The organism is Coprobacter tertius, assembly GCF_024330105.1.
Lineage (GTDB): Bacteria > Bacteroidota > Bacteroidia > Bacteroidales > Coprobacteraceae > Coprobacter > Coprobacter tertius.
Genome location: NZ_JANDHW010000006.1, coordinates 190,262 through 207,455, shown reverse-complemented (window position 1 = coordinate 207,455; position 17,194 = coordinate 190,262). Strand labels below are relative to the sequence as shown.

The window sequence follows — 17,194 nt, the reverse complement described above, 5'->3', positions numbered from 1 at the left end:
ATTATTTATTTCATAAGCATCTTCAACCATTTTAATTTTTGGGCATAAGGTGCGAATTTTATTCCAGGATTAATTTTTGTAGATGTACTTACAACTCCTCGTGCGTGACTAAAAAGTCTGAAACTATGAATTCCGTGATAAGACCCCATTCCGCTGTTGCCTATTCCTCCGAAGGGTAAGTTTGTATTTACCAGATGTGATATTACATCATTAATACATGCTCCACCAGAAGAAGTTTCGGATAATACTTTATCGGCTGTTTTTTTATTACGGGTAAAAACATATAATGCAAGAGGCTTTTCTCCGTTTTGGATAAACTCGATACAATCATTGATATTATTGTATTCGAGAACCGGTAATATAGGACCGAATATCTCCTCATCCATGACACGGCTCTGTGTGCTGATCTCAGAAAGAATCGTGGGGGCTATATATAATTTATCTTCGACGTAATTTCCTCCCCATTCTATTTTCCCTTGCTTGAGCAAGAGTAATAAATGATAAAATCGTTGTATATTGACGATATGAGGATAATCGGAATTCGAAAGAGGATTTTCTCCATATTGTCGTTTAATTTCCGAGATCAGGCAATCTATCAGTTTTTCTTTTACGTTACGATGTACCCAAATATAATCAGGAGCGACACATGTTTGGCCGCAATTTAGGAATTTTCCCCATACGATGCGGCGTGCAGCGACTTCTATATCGACATCCCAATCTACAATGCAAGGAGATTTTCCTCCCAACTCAAGGGTTACAGGTGTCAGGTTTGCCGAGGCTGCTTCTGCAACTTTTTTTCCAAATGAAGGACCACCGGTATAAAAAATATAATCGAACCTGTTCTTTAGTAAAAGATCGGTTTCCCGTTTATCAGCTTCTATACAATCGACATAATCGGGAGAAAAGCATTCTGAAATGATTCTTTTCAGAATAATATTTGTTCGAGGGGAGTCGGGTGAAGGTTTCAGAATGACTGTATTTCCTGCGGCGATTGCACCTACAAGGGGGGTCATCGAGAGTTGGAAGGGATAGTTCCAGGGAGATAATATGAGTACTACCCCGTAAGGAATATATTGTATTTCACTTTTACTTCCAAAAAGGATCAGGGGTGTTTTTACTTTTTGCGGTTTAGCCCATTTTTTCAAATGTTTTAAGGTATGTCGTATTTCCTGTAAAACAAATCCTGTTTCAGAAATATAACTTTCGAACTCCGATTTTCCCAAATCTGTTCGCAATGCATCTCCTATTTCTTTCCGGTATTTTACGATTGTATTGTACAGGATCGATAACGATTCTATCCTGCGAGAAATATTCCGGGTTTTCCCGTTATTGAAAAAAGAACGTTGCCTGTCAATTAAACATTCGTTATCCATCTCTTTCAGAGCGTAATTTTAAAGAGAAAACAGTACGTTTTTCCATGGTGTAAAGGTAATATAAATTTATGTATCCGCTATTTTTATCGTTTTGCTTTTTATCTAAACAAATAATAAAATGGTTTGTTATATTATAAAAACGGAACGAGCAATTATGGGGTTAAAGAGAATAACAGTCGTCCTTACCGGTCTGGTTTTATGTCTGGTTTTTTATTGTGATAAAACTTTTGCACAGCAGAGGGATAACCGATATCTCGAAAACGAGATGCCGGCAAACTGGGATCCCGATTCGTTATTTGTTCAAACCTTACCGATTGAAGACAGTTGGTGGCAAGGTTTTAATGATACATTGCTGGATTCGCTTATTTCTAAGGCAGTGGAAAATAATTATGATCTGTTGATGGCTGCCGATCGTATTAGACAGGCAAAAGCAGTTTTCCGTGAATCCCAGGCTGGATTTTATCCGGGCGTAAGTTTTTCAGGAGGATGGACCCGCCAGCAATCCAGTGAAAATACTACGAGGATGCCGTATCCTATCGATCGTATTACTCAATATGCTTCTGCCGAAGCTTCGGTGAATTGGGAAATTGATGTTTTCGGATCGATACGTAATCGCATGAAGGCCTCGAAAGAAATGTATCGGGCAAGTCGTGAGGATTATAATGCGGTTATGGTATCGCTTTGTGCCCAGGTGGCGTCGGGATATGCACAATTACGTACTTATCAACAACAACGTATTGTTGCAGAACAAAATATCGCGTCTCAGAAGGCAATTTTACATATTACAGAAGTGAGGTATAATACAGGATTAGTTTCACAACTCGATGTTGCTCAGGCTAAAACGGTATATTATAGTACCAAGGCCTCTCTTCCTGCTTTAGAAGCAGCGATAGAACAACAAATTAACGGCCTTTCGATATTGTTGGGGCTTTATCCTTCGGAATTAAAGCCAGTATTGATTACTGCGGCACCTTTACCTGATTATTTAAAACTGGTAAGTGTAGGTATTCCTGCTAATTTATTGCGTCAGCGCCCCGATATAAGGGCCGCTGAACGTACCGTGGCCTCTTATGCTGCATCGGTCGGTGCGGCTAAGTCAGATTATTTACCTAAATTCTATCTTAAAGGGAGTATCGGTTTTGCCTCTCGGGAGATGGATAACTTTTTTAATAATAAAAGTCTTACTTATCAAATTGCGCCTACTTTGAACTGGACTTTATTTCAGGGTACGCAACGTATTCAGGCTTTAAAAGCAGCAAAAGCTCAACTCGATGAAAATATCCGTCAATATAATCAAACGGTTCTTAATGCAGTTCAGGAAGTGGAAAATGCGATGAGCGGATATTCAGGTTCGATAAAACAAGTGGTCGCTCTTCGGGAGGTAATTGTTCAAAGTGAGCTTACTCTAAAGCTCTCACTCGATCTTTACAAACAAGGCTTAGCTCCTTTTCAGAATGTTCTCGATGCTCAACGTTCGTTACTTAGCTATCAAAATTCTTTGGTGTCGGCACAGGGAGGAGCATTGTCGTATCTTATACAGTTATATCGTGCTGTAGGAGGGGGATGGCTCGGTCAATGAAAATATTAAATCAGTATAAAACTATAATTATGACGAAATTTGTTTTCCACCATAGTGTATTATACCTGTTACCGGCGTTGCTTTTATTGGCAGGATGCCGGCAAAAAGAAGCCCAGACGCAGCAACCTATACAAAAGATATCGGTGGCATATCCCGAAGTGAAGCCGATTACTTTACATAAAAAATATCCGGGTTATCTCTCTTCGGAACAAACTGTAAATCTGGTTGCCAGAGTAAACGGGTATTTGCAGAAGATTGCTTATGAACCTGGGAATGTGGTGCCGGCAGGGACTTTATTGTTTGTTATAGAACCGACTTTATATCAGGAATCGGTCAATCAATCCGAAGCAGCAGTAAAGTCGGCAGAGGCGAAACTCGATTATGCTCAGAATAATTATACCCGGATGAAAGAAGCGGCTCAAGAAGATGCGATAAGCGAGATCGATTTGATACAATCCCGCACTAATGTAGAAGCTGCTCAGGCAGCATTAAAAGAGGCTCGGGCACAATTGGCGACAGCTCGTACTAATTTGAGCTACTGTTATGTGAAGGCCCCTTATCGGGGACGTGTTTCCCGGTCCCAATATGATGTGGGTAATTATATCAACGGTTCTTTACAGGCGACTACATTAGCTACCCTATATCAGGATGATAAAATGTATGCTTATTTCAATATCGAAGACAATCAATATTTAAAGATGATGATGGCATCTCCGGAAAAGGTTTCGGAGGGACGTCTTCCTAAAGAAATTACCCTTACCTTCCAACAACCTCTTGCTAAGGAGTATGTGGGAAAATTAGATTATTTATCTCCAAATATCCAGTTATCTACGGGGACTATGACGGTGCGGGCACAAGTTGATAACCCTGAAGGTGAACTTAAGAGCGGGTTGTATGTTACAATCAGTTTGCCTTATGGTAAGAACGATAGTGCGGTTATGGTAAAGGATGCTTCTATCGGAACCGATCAGTTGGGAAAATATCTGTATTTGGTAAACGACTCGAATAAAGTCGTTTATCGGCATATCGAAGTGGGAGAACTGGTTGCCGATACTTTGCGTGAGGTGACCAGCGGATTAACTGGCAACGATCGTTATGTTACGAAAGCCTTGTTGAAAGTAAGAGAAGGTATGACTGTAGATCCTGTCATAGATAAATAGGGAGACGGGGCATATATCATTTATATAAAAGAACTATTAACTCGTTGTAAAAACTGATACGATGTTTTCGAAATTTTTTATCGACAGACCTATATTCGCTACTGTACTGGCTATACTTATGGTGTTAGCTGGTTTGGTAACGCTAAATACGCTTCCCATAGCGCAGTTTCCCGATATTACACCTCCTACTGTACAAGTTACGGCCGTATATCCTGGTGCTAGTGCCGAAACGGTTGCTCGTACTGTAGGGGCCCCTATCGAAGAACAGGTAAACGGGGTAGATGGTATGATTTACATGAGTTCTTCTTCTTCCGGATCGGGGCAATATACCCTTACGGTCACTTTTGAGGTAGGTACTGATGTTGATATGGCAACTGTGCTGGTTCAGAACCGGGTGAATATTGCTCAGGGGAATTTGCCTGAGGCGGTAATACAACAGGGCATTATTACCCGTAAGCAGTCGACTAATATTGTAATGTTTCTTTCTTTGCAGTCGGATAATCCGGTTTATAACGGATTATATCTTTCTAATTATGCGAAACTGAATTTGACCGATGAGTTGTCTCGGTTGCCGGGAGTAGGGTCGGTGAGTGTTTTCGGGGCCGATAATTATAGTATGAGGGTATGGCTCGATCCGGAAATAATGCGTATCAGGCAATTAACACCTTCTGATGTATATGCTGCGATTCAATCTCAGAATATAGAAGTTTCGGCTGGCCAGGTAGGACAACCTCCGGTGTCGGGAAATACCGAATTTCAGTTTACTCTTACAGCTCAGGGGCGATTGGTAACAGCCGATCAATTCGGTGATATCGTTATTAAGGCGCTTTCGGACGGAAGTTATTTGAGATTGAAAGATATTGCTACGATCGACCTCGGGAGCGCTTCGTATAATGTAACCTCTTCACAAAAGGGAAAGCAAACGGCGGCAATCGCTATTTATCAGTTACCTGGTTCCAATTCTTTGCAGGTAGCAAAAGAAGTAAGAAAAAAAATGGAGGAACTGAGTCGTTATCTTCCGGCAGATATTCATTATGATGTAGTATTAGATACTACGGAGTTTGTAACTGCTTCTATCGATGAGGTGTTGGTGACATTTGTTGAAACGACGTTACTGGTTATGTTAGTCATTTTGTTATTCCTGCAAAATTTCAGGGCAGTAATTATTCCGGCACTTACAATTCCGGTATCGTTAATCTGTACGTTTGCCGTGATGCGGTTACTGGATTTTTCTATAAATACACTTACTCTTTTCGGTTTGGTATTGGCTATTGCGATCGTGGTCGATGATGCGATCGTGGTCGTCGAGAATTCTACACGGCTTCTCGATACCGGAAAATATAAACGTAAAGAAGCAGTATCTATCGCAATGCGTGAAATTACAGGGCCTGTAGTAGGTGTGGTTTTGGTATTGCTTGCCGTATTTATTCCTACGGCTTTTATAGGCGGTATAACTGGTCAGCTTTATAAACAGTTTGCATTAACGATTGCTGCCGCTACTTTTTTTAGCGGATTCAATTCTTTGACACTGACACCAGCATTGTGTGCTATTTTTCTGCAACCGACAAAAGAGAAAAAAGCGTGGATATACAGAATGTTCGATAAAGGATATGATGCTACACTGAAAGGATATGTAAAAACTATAACTTTTTTCTTAAAGAAACCTGCAATGACGATGTTGATATTTGCAGCGATTTCGGCTGTTACGATATGGATTTTCTTGAAATGGCCGACCTCATTTATACCACAGGAAGACCAGGGATATTTTGTCGTGTCGGTACAATTACCCAATGCTTCGAGTCTGGATCGTACGCAGGCAGTAACAAAACGGGTAGGAGATATTCTTAATACTTATCCCGAAGTAAAAACATATTTATGTATTAATGGATTTTCGATGTTTCAAGGAGCGAATACTTCGAGTGGAGCGACTTTGTTTGTTATGCTGAAAAATTGGAAAGACCGTAAAGAAAAAGATCAAAGTGTTTTTTCGGTTGTCAATCGTCTGAATGGTCAGGCTGCCAGCATTCAGGAAGCTACGATTTTTGCTGTAAATCCGCCGGCAATTTCCGGTTTGGGAGTAAGTGGAGGTTTACAGTTCGAGTTGGAAGATCGTAATAATCTAGGACCTACCGAGTTGCAAAATGCGGTGAACGCACTTGTAAGCCGGGTAGGAGAGGAACCTTCACTTTTGATGTTGAATTCGATGTATCAAGGAAGTACTCCGCAATATTTTCTCAATATCGACAGGGATAAAGTAAAATTGCAGGGACTTGAACTGAAAGATGTTTTTTCCACTTTGTCGTTTTATATGGGATCGGCCTATGTGAACGATTTTGTAGAGTTCGGTCGCGTGTATCAAGTTAAATTAGGAGCCGAAGCTCGTAATAGGGCGGTTATCGATGATGTGCTTAATTTGAGTGTGCGTAATAGTGATGGCGATATGGTTCCTTTCTCTTCATTTACGACAGTTGAAGAACAATTGGGACTCGATTTGATAAGCCGTTACAATATGTATACTTCAGCTGCAATTACAGCTATTCCGAAACCTGGTTCGAGCAGTAAAGAAGGGATAACCGGTATGGAGGAATTGGCAAATAAGGTATTGGGTAATAATTTCGGATATAGTTGGACTTCAGAGGCTTATCAGGAAACACAATCGTCATCTTCTGTCGCTATTATTTTTGCTTTGGCAATTGTTATCGCTATTTTAGTTTTAGCGGCACAGTACGAGAGCTGGACCAGTCCCATAGCAGTTATTTTAAGTTTGCCTTTCGCATTATTGGGAGCCGTTCTCGGATGTATGGCCCTGAGTTTGCCGATAAGTATATATAGCCAGATCGGTATTGTGTTGCTCATCGCACTTTCGGCAAAGAATGCTATTTTGATTGTCGAGTTTGCTATAGATTACCGTAACGATGGAAAATCGATTACAGAAGCGTCTATTGAGGCGGGGAGGGTACGTTTACGTCCTATACTTATGACTTCATTTGCTTTTATATTGGGAGTAATGCCTTTGATTTTTGCTAGTGGAGCCGGGGCAGAAAGTCGTATTTCATTGGGTACGGCAGTGGTGTTTGGTATGGCATTGAATACTTTACTCGGAACCTTGTTTGTACCTAATTTTTACCATTTGATGCAAACTATCCAAGAAAAATATATCGATAGAGGAAAGCCGGAAGAAGTTCCAGCCTCTGATAAAATTGAAATGGACTGACGTTTCTTGCATTTTATATAGGGTTGGCTGTCGGGGAATGAGATATTTCCCGGCAGCTTTTTTTTAGTTGTGAAAGTTTCTCGGTTTAGTTCGTTTTTATAAGTCTAAAATCTTATCTTTGAAAATCGAAACCCTAATTAACCAAACAAAAAACAATCTTAAAATGAAGAAACTCTTTGCGGGCTTGTTTGTGTGGGCCCTTACATTATCTCTTTATGCTGTAGATGCGCCTAAATGGTTGCGTTATAGTGCGATTTCACCTGATGGTTCTACCATTGCTTTTACATTTAAGGGTGATATTTTTACTGTACCTGTAACCGGGGGAAAAGCGATGCAATTAACTAGTAATCCTGCTTATGATACACGACCGGTATGGAGTCCCGATGGGAGGTCGATTGCTTTTGCATCTGATCGCCGGGGGAGTATGGATGTATATGTTGTCTCTGTTCTCGGAGGTGAGCCTCAACGCGTTACTACTTATTCGGGAGCGGAATATCCGGTTGCGTTTAGAGATAACGAACGCCTACTTTTTACTTCTTATATTATGCCTTCGGCAGAAGATGCCCAATTTCCTTCAGGACAGTTTCCGCAGATTTATGAGGTGAATGTAAAAGGAGGACGTCCTGTTATGTTCTCATCGATGCCTATGGAAAGAATTTCATTCGATAAAGACGGGAAATCTTTTTTATATTATGATAAAAAAGGATATGAAGATGCTTGGAGAAAGCATCATGTTTCTTCGATAACAAGAGATATATGGTTATGTGTTGATAAGGGAGATCGGGCTTATCGTAAACAGACGCAATTCAGAGGAGAAGACCGAGATCCGGTTTGGGCTCCTGATGGAAAATCTTTTTATTATCTAAGTGAAGAAAAAGGATCTTTTAATGTTTTTAAGAGGGATATAGATGCTACGGTTTCCACACAGATAACGTCGTTTGATAAAAATCCGGTACGTTTTCTTACAGTTTCTGATAAAGGTAGATTATGTTTCGGTTATGACGGCGATATATATACGATGATGCCTGGAGAGAAACCGGTAAAAGTTCCGGTTACGATTATAACCGATCGTAATGATGCGGATGTTGTAAAACAAGTCCGGTATAACGGAGCAAGCGATATGGCTGTTTCGCCGGACGGAAAAGAAGTTGCTTTTATCGTACGTGGAGATGTTTTTGTTACTTCGGTCGATTATAATACCACAAAACGTATTACGAATACTCCTTGTCAAGAAAGAAATATCGAGTTTTCTCCTGATGGAAGGAGTTTAGTATATTCCTCTGAAAGAAATGGCTGCTGGCAGGTTTATCAGGCAACAATTGTTAGAGAGAATGAGAAACAGTTTACTTATGCTACCGAAATAAAAGAAGAATGTTTGACAAATTCAAATAAAACTTCATTTGAACCGAAATATAGCCCTGACGGAAAAGAGGTTGCTTTTCTTGAAGATCGTACGGCGATAAAAGTGATAAATTTGAAAACCAAGGCTGTACGTACTGTGATGGACGGTAAATACCAGTATTCTTATTCTGACGGTGATCAAAATTTTACCTGGAGTCCTGATAGCAAATGGATTTTGTCTGATTTTATCGGTACGGGAGGTTGGAATAATAAGGATGTCGTGTTATTGAATGCCGATGGAAAAGGAGAAATGTATAATCTTACTCAAAGCGGGTACAGTGATGGAAATGCCAAATGGGTACTTGGCGGAAAGGCTATGATTTGGAAAAGTGACCGGGCTGGATATCGCAGTCATGGCAGTTGGGGTGCTCAGGCCGATGTATATATTATGTTTTTCGATCTCGATGCTTATGATCGTTTTAATATGAGTAAAGAAGATCTTGCATTGATCGAAGAAGCTGAAAAAGAGAAAAAAGATAAGAAAGAAAGTGACTCTGGAAAAGAAAATAAAGAGAAGAAAACCAAGACCGATAAGGATAAAAAAGAGGAAGTAAAACCTTTGGAACTCGATCTTGAGAATTGTCGTGATCGGGTAAAAAGGCTTACGGTAAATTCTTCGTTTCTTGGTGATGCACTGCTTTCTCCCAAAGGTGATAAACTCTATTATCTGGCGGCTTTTGAAGGAGGTTTTGATTTGTGGGAACATAATCTGAAAGAAAATACGACTCGTATTCTTATAAAAGGAGTAGGGGCCGGATCTTTGCTTACCGATAAAGATCAGAAAAATGTATTTATGTTGTCGGGGGGAAATATGAAGAAAATCGAGATCTCAGGAAATTCTACAAAATCGATTTCTTTTGCGGCAGATTTCGACCAGCGTCCTTATGATGAACGCAAATATATATTCGATCATGCATGGCAACAGGTTACCGACAAGTTTTATGATCCCGATATACATGGTATCGATTGGAAAGGTTATAAAAAAATTTATGAAAGATTTTTACCCTACATAAATAATAACTATGACTTTACCGAAATGTTGAGCGAAATGCTTGGAGAACTCAATGCTTCGCATACCGGTGCCCGTTATAGTGGTAGAGGCGGTGCTTTCCCTACGGCTGCTCTCGGCTTATTCTATGAAGATAAATATGATGGTGACGGGTTGAAAGTTAAGGAAGTGATCGATAAAGGACCTTTCAAACAAAAGAAAAGCAAAATAGAAGCCGGCTGTATTATTGAAAAAATAGATGGAGTAGAGGTGAAAAAAGGGATGGATTATTTCCCTTTACTTGAAGGAAAAGTGGGGCGCAAAGTGTTATTAACGGTGAAATCTCAGGATGGTAAAAAGTTTGAAGAAACGGTAAAAGCGATTAGCTATGGCCAACAAAATCAGCTTTTATATGATCGTTGGGTAGAAGGACGTCGGGATATTGTAGAAAAATTGTCGAACGGCCGTATAGGCTATGTGCATGTAAGAAGTATGGATAGCCAGAGTTTCAGAAAAGTGTATAGCGACTTACTGGGGAGATATCGTAATTGTGATGCAGTGGTCGTTGATACCCGTCATAACGGCGGCGGCTGGTTACATGAAGATCTTGCTCGTTTATTGAGTGGAAAAGAATATCAGCGTTTTGTTCCTCGAGGTCAGTATATCGGAAGTGATCCTTATAACGAATGGACGAAACCTTCATGTGTGTTGGTTTGCGAGGATAATTACAGTAATGCTCATGGTTTCCCGTTTGTATATAAGGAATTGAAAATAGGAAAGCTCGTTGGGGCTCCTGTTCCCGGAACGATGACTGCGGTATGGTGGGAAGGACAGATCGATCCCTCTATCGTTTTCGGTATTCCTCAGGTAGGGTGTCAGGATATGAGAGGAAATTATCTCGAAAATCAGGAACTTATGCCAGATATCGAAGTTTATAACGATCCTTATACACAATTGAAGGGAGAAGATAAGCAACTTGAAAAAGCGGTTGAAACGTTACTGAAAGAAATCCAGGTAAAGAAAAAATAAATAGAGGTTTCTATAAGTTGTAATTTATCTATTGTTGGTGTTTTCTGCATTGAAAGTTAGAATAAACAAATATGCAGATGACGTTTTTAACCAGAGCGTTGCGAATAAGCTGAAATAGTATTCGTTACGCTCTGGTTTTTGCGTATAGGAACCGATATAAAGTTTTTCTGGCTTTATTTTGAAAAATTACAAATTTTTATGAGATAGAACTGTATATACTTCTTTTGCATAGCTTCTTCCTACCGGAATCGGAATCGAGATATTTTTTAGTTTTATTTCTTGTTTAGAAAATTGTTCTACTTTATCGATTGGTATAATATATGAGCGATGTACCCGTAAAAAGCGGTTTTTAGGAAGTATCTCATAGATTGATTTTATATTTATGCGGGAAATAATATTATTTCCGTTGGTTCTGAAAATTTTTATATAGTTTTCTAACGCTTCGATATAAAATATATCGGAAACAGCAATTGAAACACTATTATATTCTTGTTTTACGACAATTGTTTCTTGCGTATTGTCTTTTGAAATTTTATTATGACGAATTTCAATAAAATGCATTGCTTTATTTACCGCATGTTCAAAACGGTCGTACGCTATGGGTTTGTGCAGAAAATCTACTGCATCGAGATCGAATCCGTTGAGCGCGTACTGCGCATGTGCGGTAGTAAAAATAAGACAACATTCTTTCGGAAGAATCTTGGCTACATCAAGTCCGCTGATACTATTCATTTCGATGTCGAGGAATACCAAATCGGGTTTGCGCCGTAAGATTTCTTCTAGTCCTAAACGAGGTTCACTGAAAGTCGTTAAATCCAATCCTCCTTTACGTTCACAGAAACGGCTGATAACAAGCAGAGCTATGGGTTCGTCGTCTATGGCAATGCAACTGATATTTTTCATCGGAGTCGTATGATTAACCGAGTTTTAAATGTATTTTTTTCAGTATCTTTTGTTATATCCAAAGAAAAACGTCCCGGATATAGTAATTCCAGCCGTTTACGGCAGTTTTCGATACCGATGGTGGAGCTTTTACCCTGAATGTTTTTCATAATGGCATTATGAGTTTCAAAATTTAAAATACCTTCTTTTACTATGATACGTATTATGATAGAACAGTCTTCGTCTGATGATGTTCCGTATTTAAAAGCGTTTTCCACGAAAGTTATAAGTATCATCGGAGGAATTTGTATTTGTTCCTCATCGGTTTGACTTTCAAAAATAACTTGTGTATGCCGGTTGAGACGTAATAACTGCAAATCGACGTATTGTCTGATATAATCGATTTCTTTTCCTACATCTATGGTTTCTGAGGAGGAGTTGGTATACATGTATTTTAAAATATTCGAGAATTTTACGAAAGCCGATTCCGTGTGGTCCGACTTGGTTATGGCAAGTCCGTAAAGTGCATTTAGAGTATTGAAAAGGAAATGAGGATTGATTTGAGCTTTATACAGTGCCAGTTCTGCTTTATTTTTTGCAGTTTCTATTTCTTGTTTCGATAATATCTGGCGAAATAGTTCGAATGCTATTTCTATGGCCAAACTAAATCCTGAAATAATCAGGAAAAAGAACCAGATTGTTTGGGCATGAAGATGTTTTCTGAAATTTATAGATAGTTTTGAGTTATGAATATCGGGCAAAGGGAAATGAGTAAGCAGTTCTGTAACGCTTAATAATAGAATGATGATGAGTATGATACGGCCGAACTTGTGCTGTATGAATAATGAAGGCAGATTAACTTTACGGTAAGTAAAATAAAGAGCGTAAAGGTAAATAATGAGAGTTATTACAAATAAATAATTGTTTTTGATCCATTTATCAATCGGTACCAACATAATGATGAGTGGCATTACGATAAGACAGAAAATGAGATCTACATATAAAGCTATTTTGGGGTATTTCATATATTTATTTTAAATTGTCTTTGATTGATGTATTTTATAAGGTATCGATGAGTAATTTTTAGGATTAATTATTGTTTTATATTTTTTAATTATGCTATATGCAAAGATAACCCTTTGCTATTATACAGCAAACAGTAAATAATTGTCATTCGTCAACACATTTCCGTCGTTCGTCAACACATTTACAGTATATATACATAAACGGTTTATTTTTGTTTCCAAGCTTTTATTCCTTTCTCAATATTAGAGAGTTAATAATATCAATGAGTAAATATAATGAGAAAATTCATCGTTTTTTGTGTATCGGGTTTGGTACTATTGTGGTCTTGTGCAAAAAAACAACAGGAGGAAGTAGGTACCAAGTATAAAACATTAAAGGTAGAATTTAGCGACAGGACGTTGAAAACCGATTATTCTGCAGCACTTAAAGGTCGTCAATTTGTAGAAATACGACCGCAGGTAAGTGGTATTATAACCGAAATACGTCTCAATGAAGGGGATGCTGTTCATAAAGGGCAGACTTTGTTTATTATCGATCAGGTCCCTTATAAAGCGGCTTTAGAAACTGCTGTTGCTAATGTTAAAAGTGCAGAGGCCAAGCTGGCTACAGCAAAACTAACTGCTGAAAGTAAAGATGAATTATATAAGGAAAATGTGGTTTCAGAGTTTGATCTACTTACGGCTCGTAATGCTTTAACACAGGCACAGGCTGCTTTAGCGCAAGCAAAGGCCGATGAGACAAATGCCCGTAATAGCCTTTCTTATACAGAAGTAAAAAGTCCGGTAGACGGTGTAGCGAGTATGATCCCTTATCGGGTAGGTGCTCTTGTCGGCAGTAGTATTACCGAGCCATTGGTTACGGTTTCGGATGACGAAGAAATTTATGCTTATTTTTCGATGAATGAGAATCAGATATTAGATCTGATAAGTCAATACGGTTCACTACAGAAAGCTATACAGCAAATGCCTGATGTAGAGCTTCTATTGAGTAATGGTACAGCATATTCTCATCCCGGTAGAATAGATGCGATTAGCGGAACTGTTGACGAAGGTACGGGGGCCGTTAGTTTGAGGGCTAGTTTTAAAAATCCCGATCAGTTATTAAGAAACGGAGGGAGTGCAACTGTGATTGTTCCGACCGTAAGAACGAAATGTTTGGTAATTCCGCAAGCGGCTACTTACGAATTGCAAAACAGAGTATTTGTATATAAAGTGATTGATGGTAAGGCTTGTTCTGCTCCGGTTGAAATATTCCGTTTAAATAACGGCACTGAATATATTGTGGAGTCGGGGCTTGAACCTGGAGATGTAATTATCGCCGAAGGAGCCGGATTGGTGAGAGAAGGAACAGTAATAGAAAATCAGGTTAACCAGGAATAATCAGGATTATGAAGATAAAAACATTTATCGACCGGCCGATATTGGCAGGGGTCATCTCAGTCGTAATTTTGATCGTAGGACTTATTGGTCTTTCGCAACTTCCGGTCGAACAGTTCCCCGAGATTGCTCCTCCCACCGTTAGTGTTTCTGCCAGTTATACCGGAGCTAATGCCGAGACGGTGCAAAAAAGTGTGGTCGTTCCGCTTGAAGAAGCTCTGAATGGGGTAGAGAATATGATGTATATGGTATCATCTGCAACGAATACGGGATCGGCCAGGATTACGATTTATTTCAGGCAGGGGACCGATCCCGATATGGCAACCGTAAATGTGCAGAATCGTATTGCCTCGGCACAAGGGCTTTTGCCTGCAGAGGTGACCCGTAGCGGTATAACAGTACGTAAACGGCAGACTAGTAATATTAAAGCTTTAGCGCTTTATAGTCCGGATAATACATTTGATGAAAATTTTCTTAATAATTATCTGAAAATAAACATAGAGCCTCGTCTGGCACGTATTGCCGGTGTTGGAGAAGTAAACGTAATGGGTTCAGATTACTCGTTGCGAATATGGCTCGATCCGGGTAAAATGTCAAAATACGGATTAGTTCCGGGAGATATCACAACGGTACTCGATGAACAGAATCTGGAGGCACCGACCGGAACGTTGGGTGCCGAATCGGAAAATACGTTTCAGTATGTATTGAAGTATCGAGGGCGTTACGAACAGGAAACCGATTTTGAGAATTTGGTGATACGTTCTTTGCCCGATGGGGAATTGTTAAGATTGAAGGATGTCGCTAAAGTTGAATTAGGGGCCAGAGCTTATACTTATATCGGAGAGGTTAACGGGCATCCCGGATCTAACTGTATGATTGCTCAGACGTCGGGATCAAACGCTAACGAGATTATCGAAGAGATCGATAAAGTGGTAGCAGAAATATCGAAAAGTTTACCGAAAGGAATGGAATTGGTTGACTTGATGAGTTCTAAAGATTTTCTTGATGCTTCCATTAAAAATGTGATAAAAACTTTGGTAGAGGCTATTATACTGGTAATTTTGGTTGTATATGTTTTTTTACAGAGTTTACGTTCAACATTTATTCCGGCTATTTCGATTGTTGTGTCCCTGATAGGAACTTTCGCTTTTTTATATGTCGCCGGGTTCAGTCTTAATATGCTCACTCTGTTCGCCTTGGTTCTTGTGATCGGAACAGTTGTAGATGATGCTATTGTTGTGGTCGAGGCGGTGCAAGCTAAATTCGATGAGGGCTATAAGTCACCTTATTTGGCAACAATCGACGCAATGGGAAATATTACTTCGGCACTCGTTACGACGACTTTTGTTTTTATGGCTGTATTTATTCCTGTTTGTTTTATGGGAGGGACAACCGGTACCTTTTATACGCAGTTCGGTTTGACGATGGCTGTCGCGGTTGCTATATCGTTAGTAAATGCTATGACACTGAGTCCGGCGCTTTGTGCACTTATTATGACGCCCCATGCTGATGCGAAAAAAGGGGAGAAATTAAGTTTTTCGTCTCGTTTTCACATTGCATTCGATACCGCTTTCCACCGAGTGGTTATGAAATATAAATCGGGGGTCTTTTTTATGTTTAAGCGTAAATGGCTGGCAGCGGTATTATTTGTTGTCGCTGCGTCCGGATTATTTATTCTCATGAAAACGACTAAAACAGGTCTTGTCCCACAGGAAGATATGGGTACGATATTCGTAGATGTCCGTACTTCACCGGGAAGCAATTTGGAAGAAACCAAGATCGTAATGGATGAGATAGACAAGCGTATCAGCAATATTCCCCAAATCAGGATGTTCTCTAAAGTAACGGGTAATGGTATGATAAGCGGTCAGGGTGCGGCTAACGGAATGTTTATAATTCGTTTGAAACAGTGGGATGAACGAACCGAAAAAGGAGATGACATAAACTCTGTTATTGATGAAATATACCGGCGTACCGATGATATTGCATCGGCACAGATTATGGCTTTTGCTCAACCGATGATCCCCGGTTACGGCGTAAGTAGCGGTTTCGAAATTTATGTTCAGGATCAGAAAGGCGGTACAATAGAAGACCTTTTAAAATATACCCGTCAGATGATCGATAAACTGAATGCAAGACCTGAAATTGCTCGGGCTACGACTTCTTTCGATACAAAATTTCCACAATATCTGGTAGAGGTCGATGCTGCTCGCTGTAAACGTAACGGAGTATCGCCAAACGATGTGTTGAATGTTTTATCGGGTTATATCGGAGGTAATTATGCCTCGAATATGAATCGTTTTTCGAAGTTATATCGTGTTATGGTGCAGGCATCTCCTGAATATCGGTTAGATACCGAAGCATTAAATAATATGTTTGTGCGTAATTCCGACGGTAAAATGTCTCCGGTAAGTCAATATCTTACACTTACTCGAGTATATGGGGCGGAAACTCTTTCCCGTTTTAACCTTTTTTCAGCCATTACCGTCAATGGAACTCCGGCTTCCGGATACAGTTCGGGACAGGCAATACAGGCTGTTCGTGAAGTGGCTGAGGAAATTTTACCGGCCGGTTATGGGTTCGAGTTTGGTGGAATGTCACGGGAAGAGGCTTCTACCGGAAGCACAACGACTCTTATTTTTATAATTTGCGTGGTGTTCATTTATTTGATATTATGTGCTTTATATGAAAGCCTTTTTATTCCGATTGCGGTTATTCTTTCTGTACCGTTCGGGTTGGCAGGAAGTTTCCTTTTTGCCCGGATGTTTGGTTTGGAAAATAATATTTATTTGCAGATCGGATTAATTATGTTGATCGGTTTATTGGCGAAAACTGCTATTCTGTTGACCGAATATGCATCTGAACGTCGCCGTCAGGGGTTGACAATTACACAAGCAGCAGTATCGGCAGCTCAAGTTAGGTTTCGTCCTATTCTGATGACTTCTCTTACCATGATCTTCGGTATGTTACCTTTAATGTTTGCATCCGGTGTGGGAGCGAATGGTAATATTTCGATTGGTGTGGGTACGGTTGGTGGCATGCTAATCGGTACGATAGCTTTGTTGTTTATCGTTCCTATATTGTTTATCGTATTTCAGTCATTGCAGGAGAAAATTATGCCGGAACGAAAATTACCGAAATCGGAGGAGAAAAAACATTAATCGAA

At 39.7% G+C, this 17,194-nt stretch carries 9 protein-coding genes; 6 read left to right on the top strand and 3 right to left on the bottom strand.

The annotated features are described in order from the left end of the window. Positions 1–5 precede the first annotated feature (5 nt). Positions 6–1,373: an aldehyde dehydrogenase gene (locus tag NMU02_RS08040; protein WP_255027259.1), complete on the bottom strand. Its 1,368-nt coding sequence runs from the start codon at positions 1,371–1,373 to the stop codon at positions 6–8. 154 nt (positions 1,374–1,527) lie between these two features. On the opposite strand from NMU02_RS08040, the gene NMU02_RS08035 reads away from it, so the two are divergent. From NMU02_RS08035 to NMU02_RS08020, 4 genes are all read left to right on the top strand, one after another. Continuing rightward, complete coding sequence (locus tag NMU02_RS08035; protein WP_255027257.1) at positions 1,528–2,952, top strand: efflux transporter outer membrane subunit; 1,425 nt, start codon at positions 1,528–1,530, stop codon at positions 2,950–2,952. 29 nt (positions 2,953–2,981) lie between these two features. Next, on the top strand, positions 2,982–4,112 hold the full coding sequence (locus tag NMU02_RS08030; protein ID WP_255027256.1) for an efflux RND transporter periplasmic adaptor subunit: 1,131 nt from the start codon (positions 2,982–2,984) through the stop codon (positions 4,110–4,112). Between the two features lie 61 nt (positions 4,113–4,173). Continuing rightward, positions 4,174–7,326: an efflux RND transporter permease subunit gene (locus tag NMU02_RS08025; protein ID WP_255027255.1), complete on the top strand. Its 3,153-nt coding sequence runs from the start codon at positions 4,174–4,176 to the stop codon at positions 7,324–7,326. A 163-nt stretch (positions 7,327–7,489) separates the two neighbouring features. Further along, complete coding sequence (locus tag NMU02_RS08020; RefSeq protein WP_255027254.1) at positions 7,490–10,744, top strand: S41 family peptidase; 3,255 nt, start codon at positions 7,490–7,492, stop codon at positions 10,742–10,744. Between the two features lie 186 nt (positions 10,745–10,930). Here the strand turns inward: NMU02_RS08020 and NMU02_RS08015 are convergent, their stop codons facing one another. Together NMU02_RS08015 and NMU02_RS08010 are read right to left on the bottom strand one after the other, a co-directional pair. Continuing rightward, positions 10,931–11,647 (bottom strand): LytR/AlgR family response regulator transcription factor, encoded by a 717-nt coding sequence (locus NMU02_RS08015; RefSeq protein ID WP_255027252.1) that lies wholly within the window; start codon positions 11,645–11,647, stop codon positions 10,931–10,933. Then, a complete protein-coding gene (locus tag NMU02_RS08010) occupies positions 11,644–12,651 on the bottom strand; it encodes a sensor histidine kinase (RefSeq protein ID WP_255027251.1) in 1,008 nt (335 codons plus the stop codon). The genes NMU02_RS08015 and NMU02_RS08010 overlap by 4 nt, the downstream gene beginning before the upstream one ends. A 276-nt stretch (positions 12,652–12,927) precedes the next feature. Here NMU02_RS08010 and NMU02_RS08005 point away from each other — a divergent pair, with 276 nt between their 5' ends. Continuing rightward, positions 12,928–14,031: an efflux RND transporter periplasmic adaptor subunit gene (locus NMU02_RS08005; protein WP_255027250.1), complete on the top strand. Its 1,104-nt coding sequence runs from the start codon at positions 12,928–12,930 to the stop codon at positions 14,029–14,031. 8 nt (positions 14,032–14,039) lie between these two features. Further along, positions 14,040–17,189, top strand: coding sequence for an efflux RND transporter permease subunit (locus NMU02_RS08000; RefSeq protein WP_255027249.1), 3,150 nt, complete (start codon positions 14,040–14,042; stop codon positions 17,187–17,189). Positions 17,190–17,194 lie beyond the last annotated feature (5 nt).

Excerpts from the sequence above, each read along its gene's own strand:
- NMU02_RS08040 (WP_255027259.1), bottom strand. The coding sequence starts at position 1,373 with ATGGATAACGAATGTTTAATTGACAGGCAACGTTCTTTTTTCAATAAC.
- NMU02_RS08000 (WP_255027249.1), top strand. The coding sequence starts at position 14,040 with ATGAAGATAAAAACATTTATCGACCGGCCGATATTGGCAGGGGTCATC.
- NMU02_RS08035 (WP_255027257.1), top strand. The coding sequence starts at position 1,528 with ATGGGGTTAAAGAGAATAACAGTCGTCCTTACCGGTCTGGTTTTATGT.
- NMU02_RS08005 (WP_255027250.1), top strand. The coding sequence starts at position 12,928 with ATGAGAAAATTCATCGTTTTTTGTGTATCGGGTTTGGTACTATTGTGG.
- NMU02_RS08020 (WP_255027254.1), top strand. The coding sequence starts at position 7,490 with ATGAAGAAACTCTTTGCGGGCTTGTTTGTGTGGGCCCTTACATTATCT.
- NMU02_RS08010 (WP_255027251.1), bottom strand. The coding sequence starts at position 12,651 with ATGAAATACCCCAAAATAGCTTTATATGTAGATCTCATTTTCTGTCTT.
- NMU02_RS08015 (WP_255027252.1), bottom strand. The coding sequence starts at position 11,647 with ATGAAAAATATCAGTTGCATTGCCATAGACGACGAACCCATAGCTCTG.
- NMU02_RS08030 (WP_255027256.1), top strand. The coding sequence starts at position 2,982 with ATGACGAAATTTGTTTTCCACCATAGTGTATTATACCTGTTACCGGCG.
- NMU02_RS08025 (WP_255027255.1), top strand. The coding sequence starts at position 4,174 with ATGTTTTCGAAATTTTTTATCGACAGACCTATATTCGCTACTGTACTG.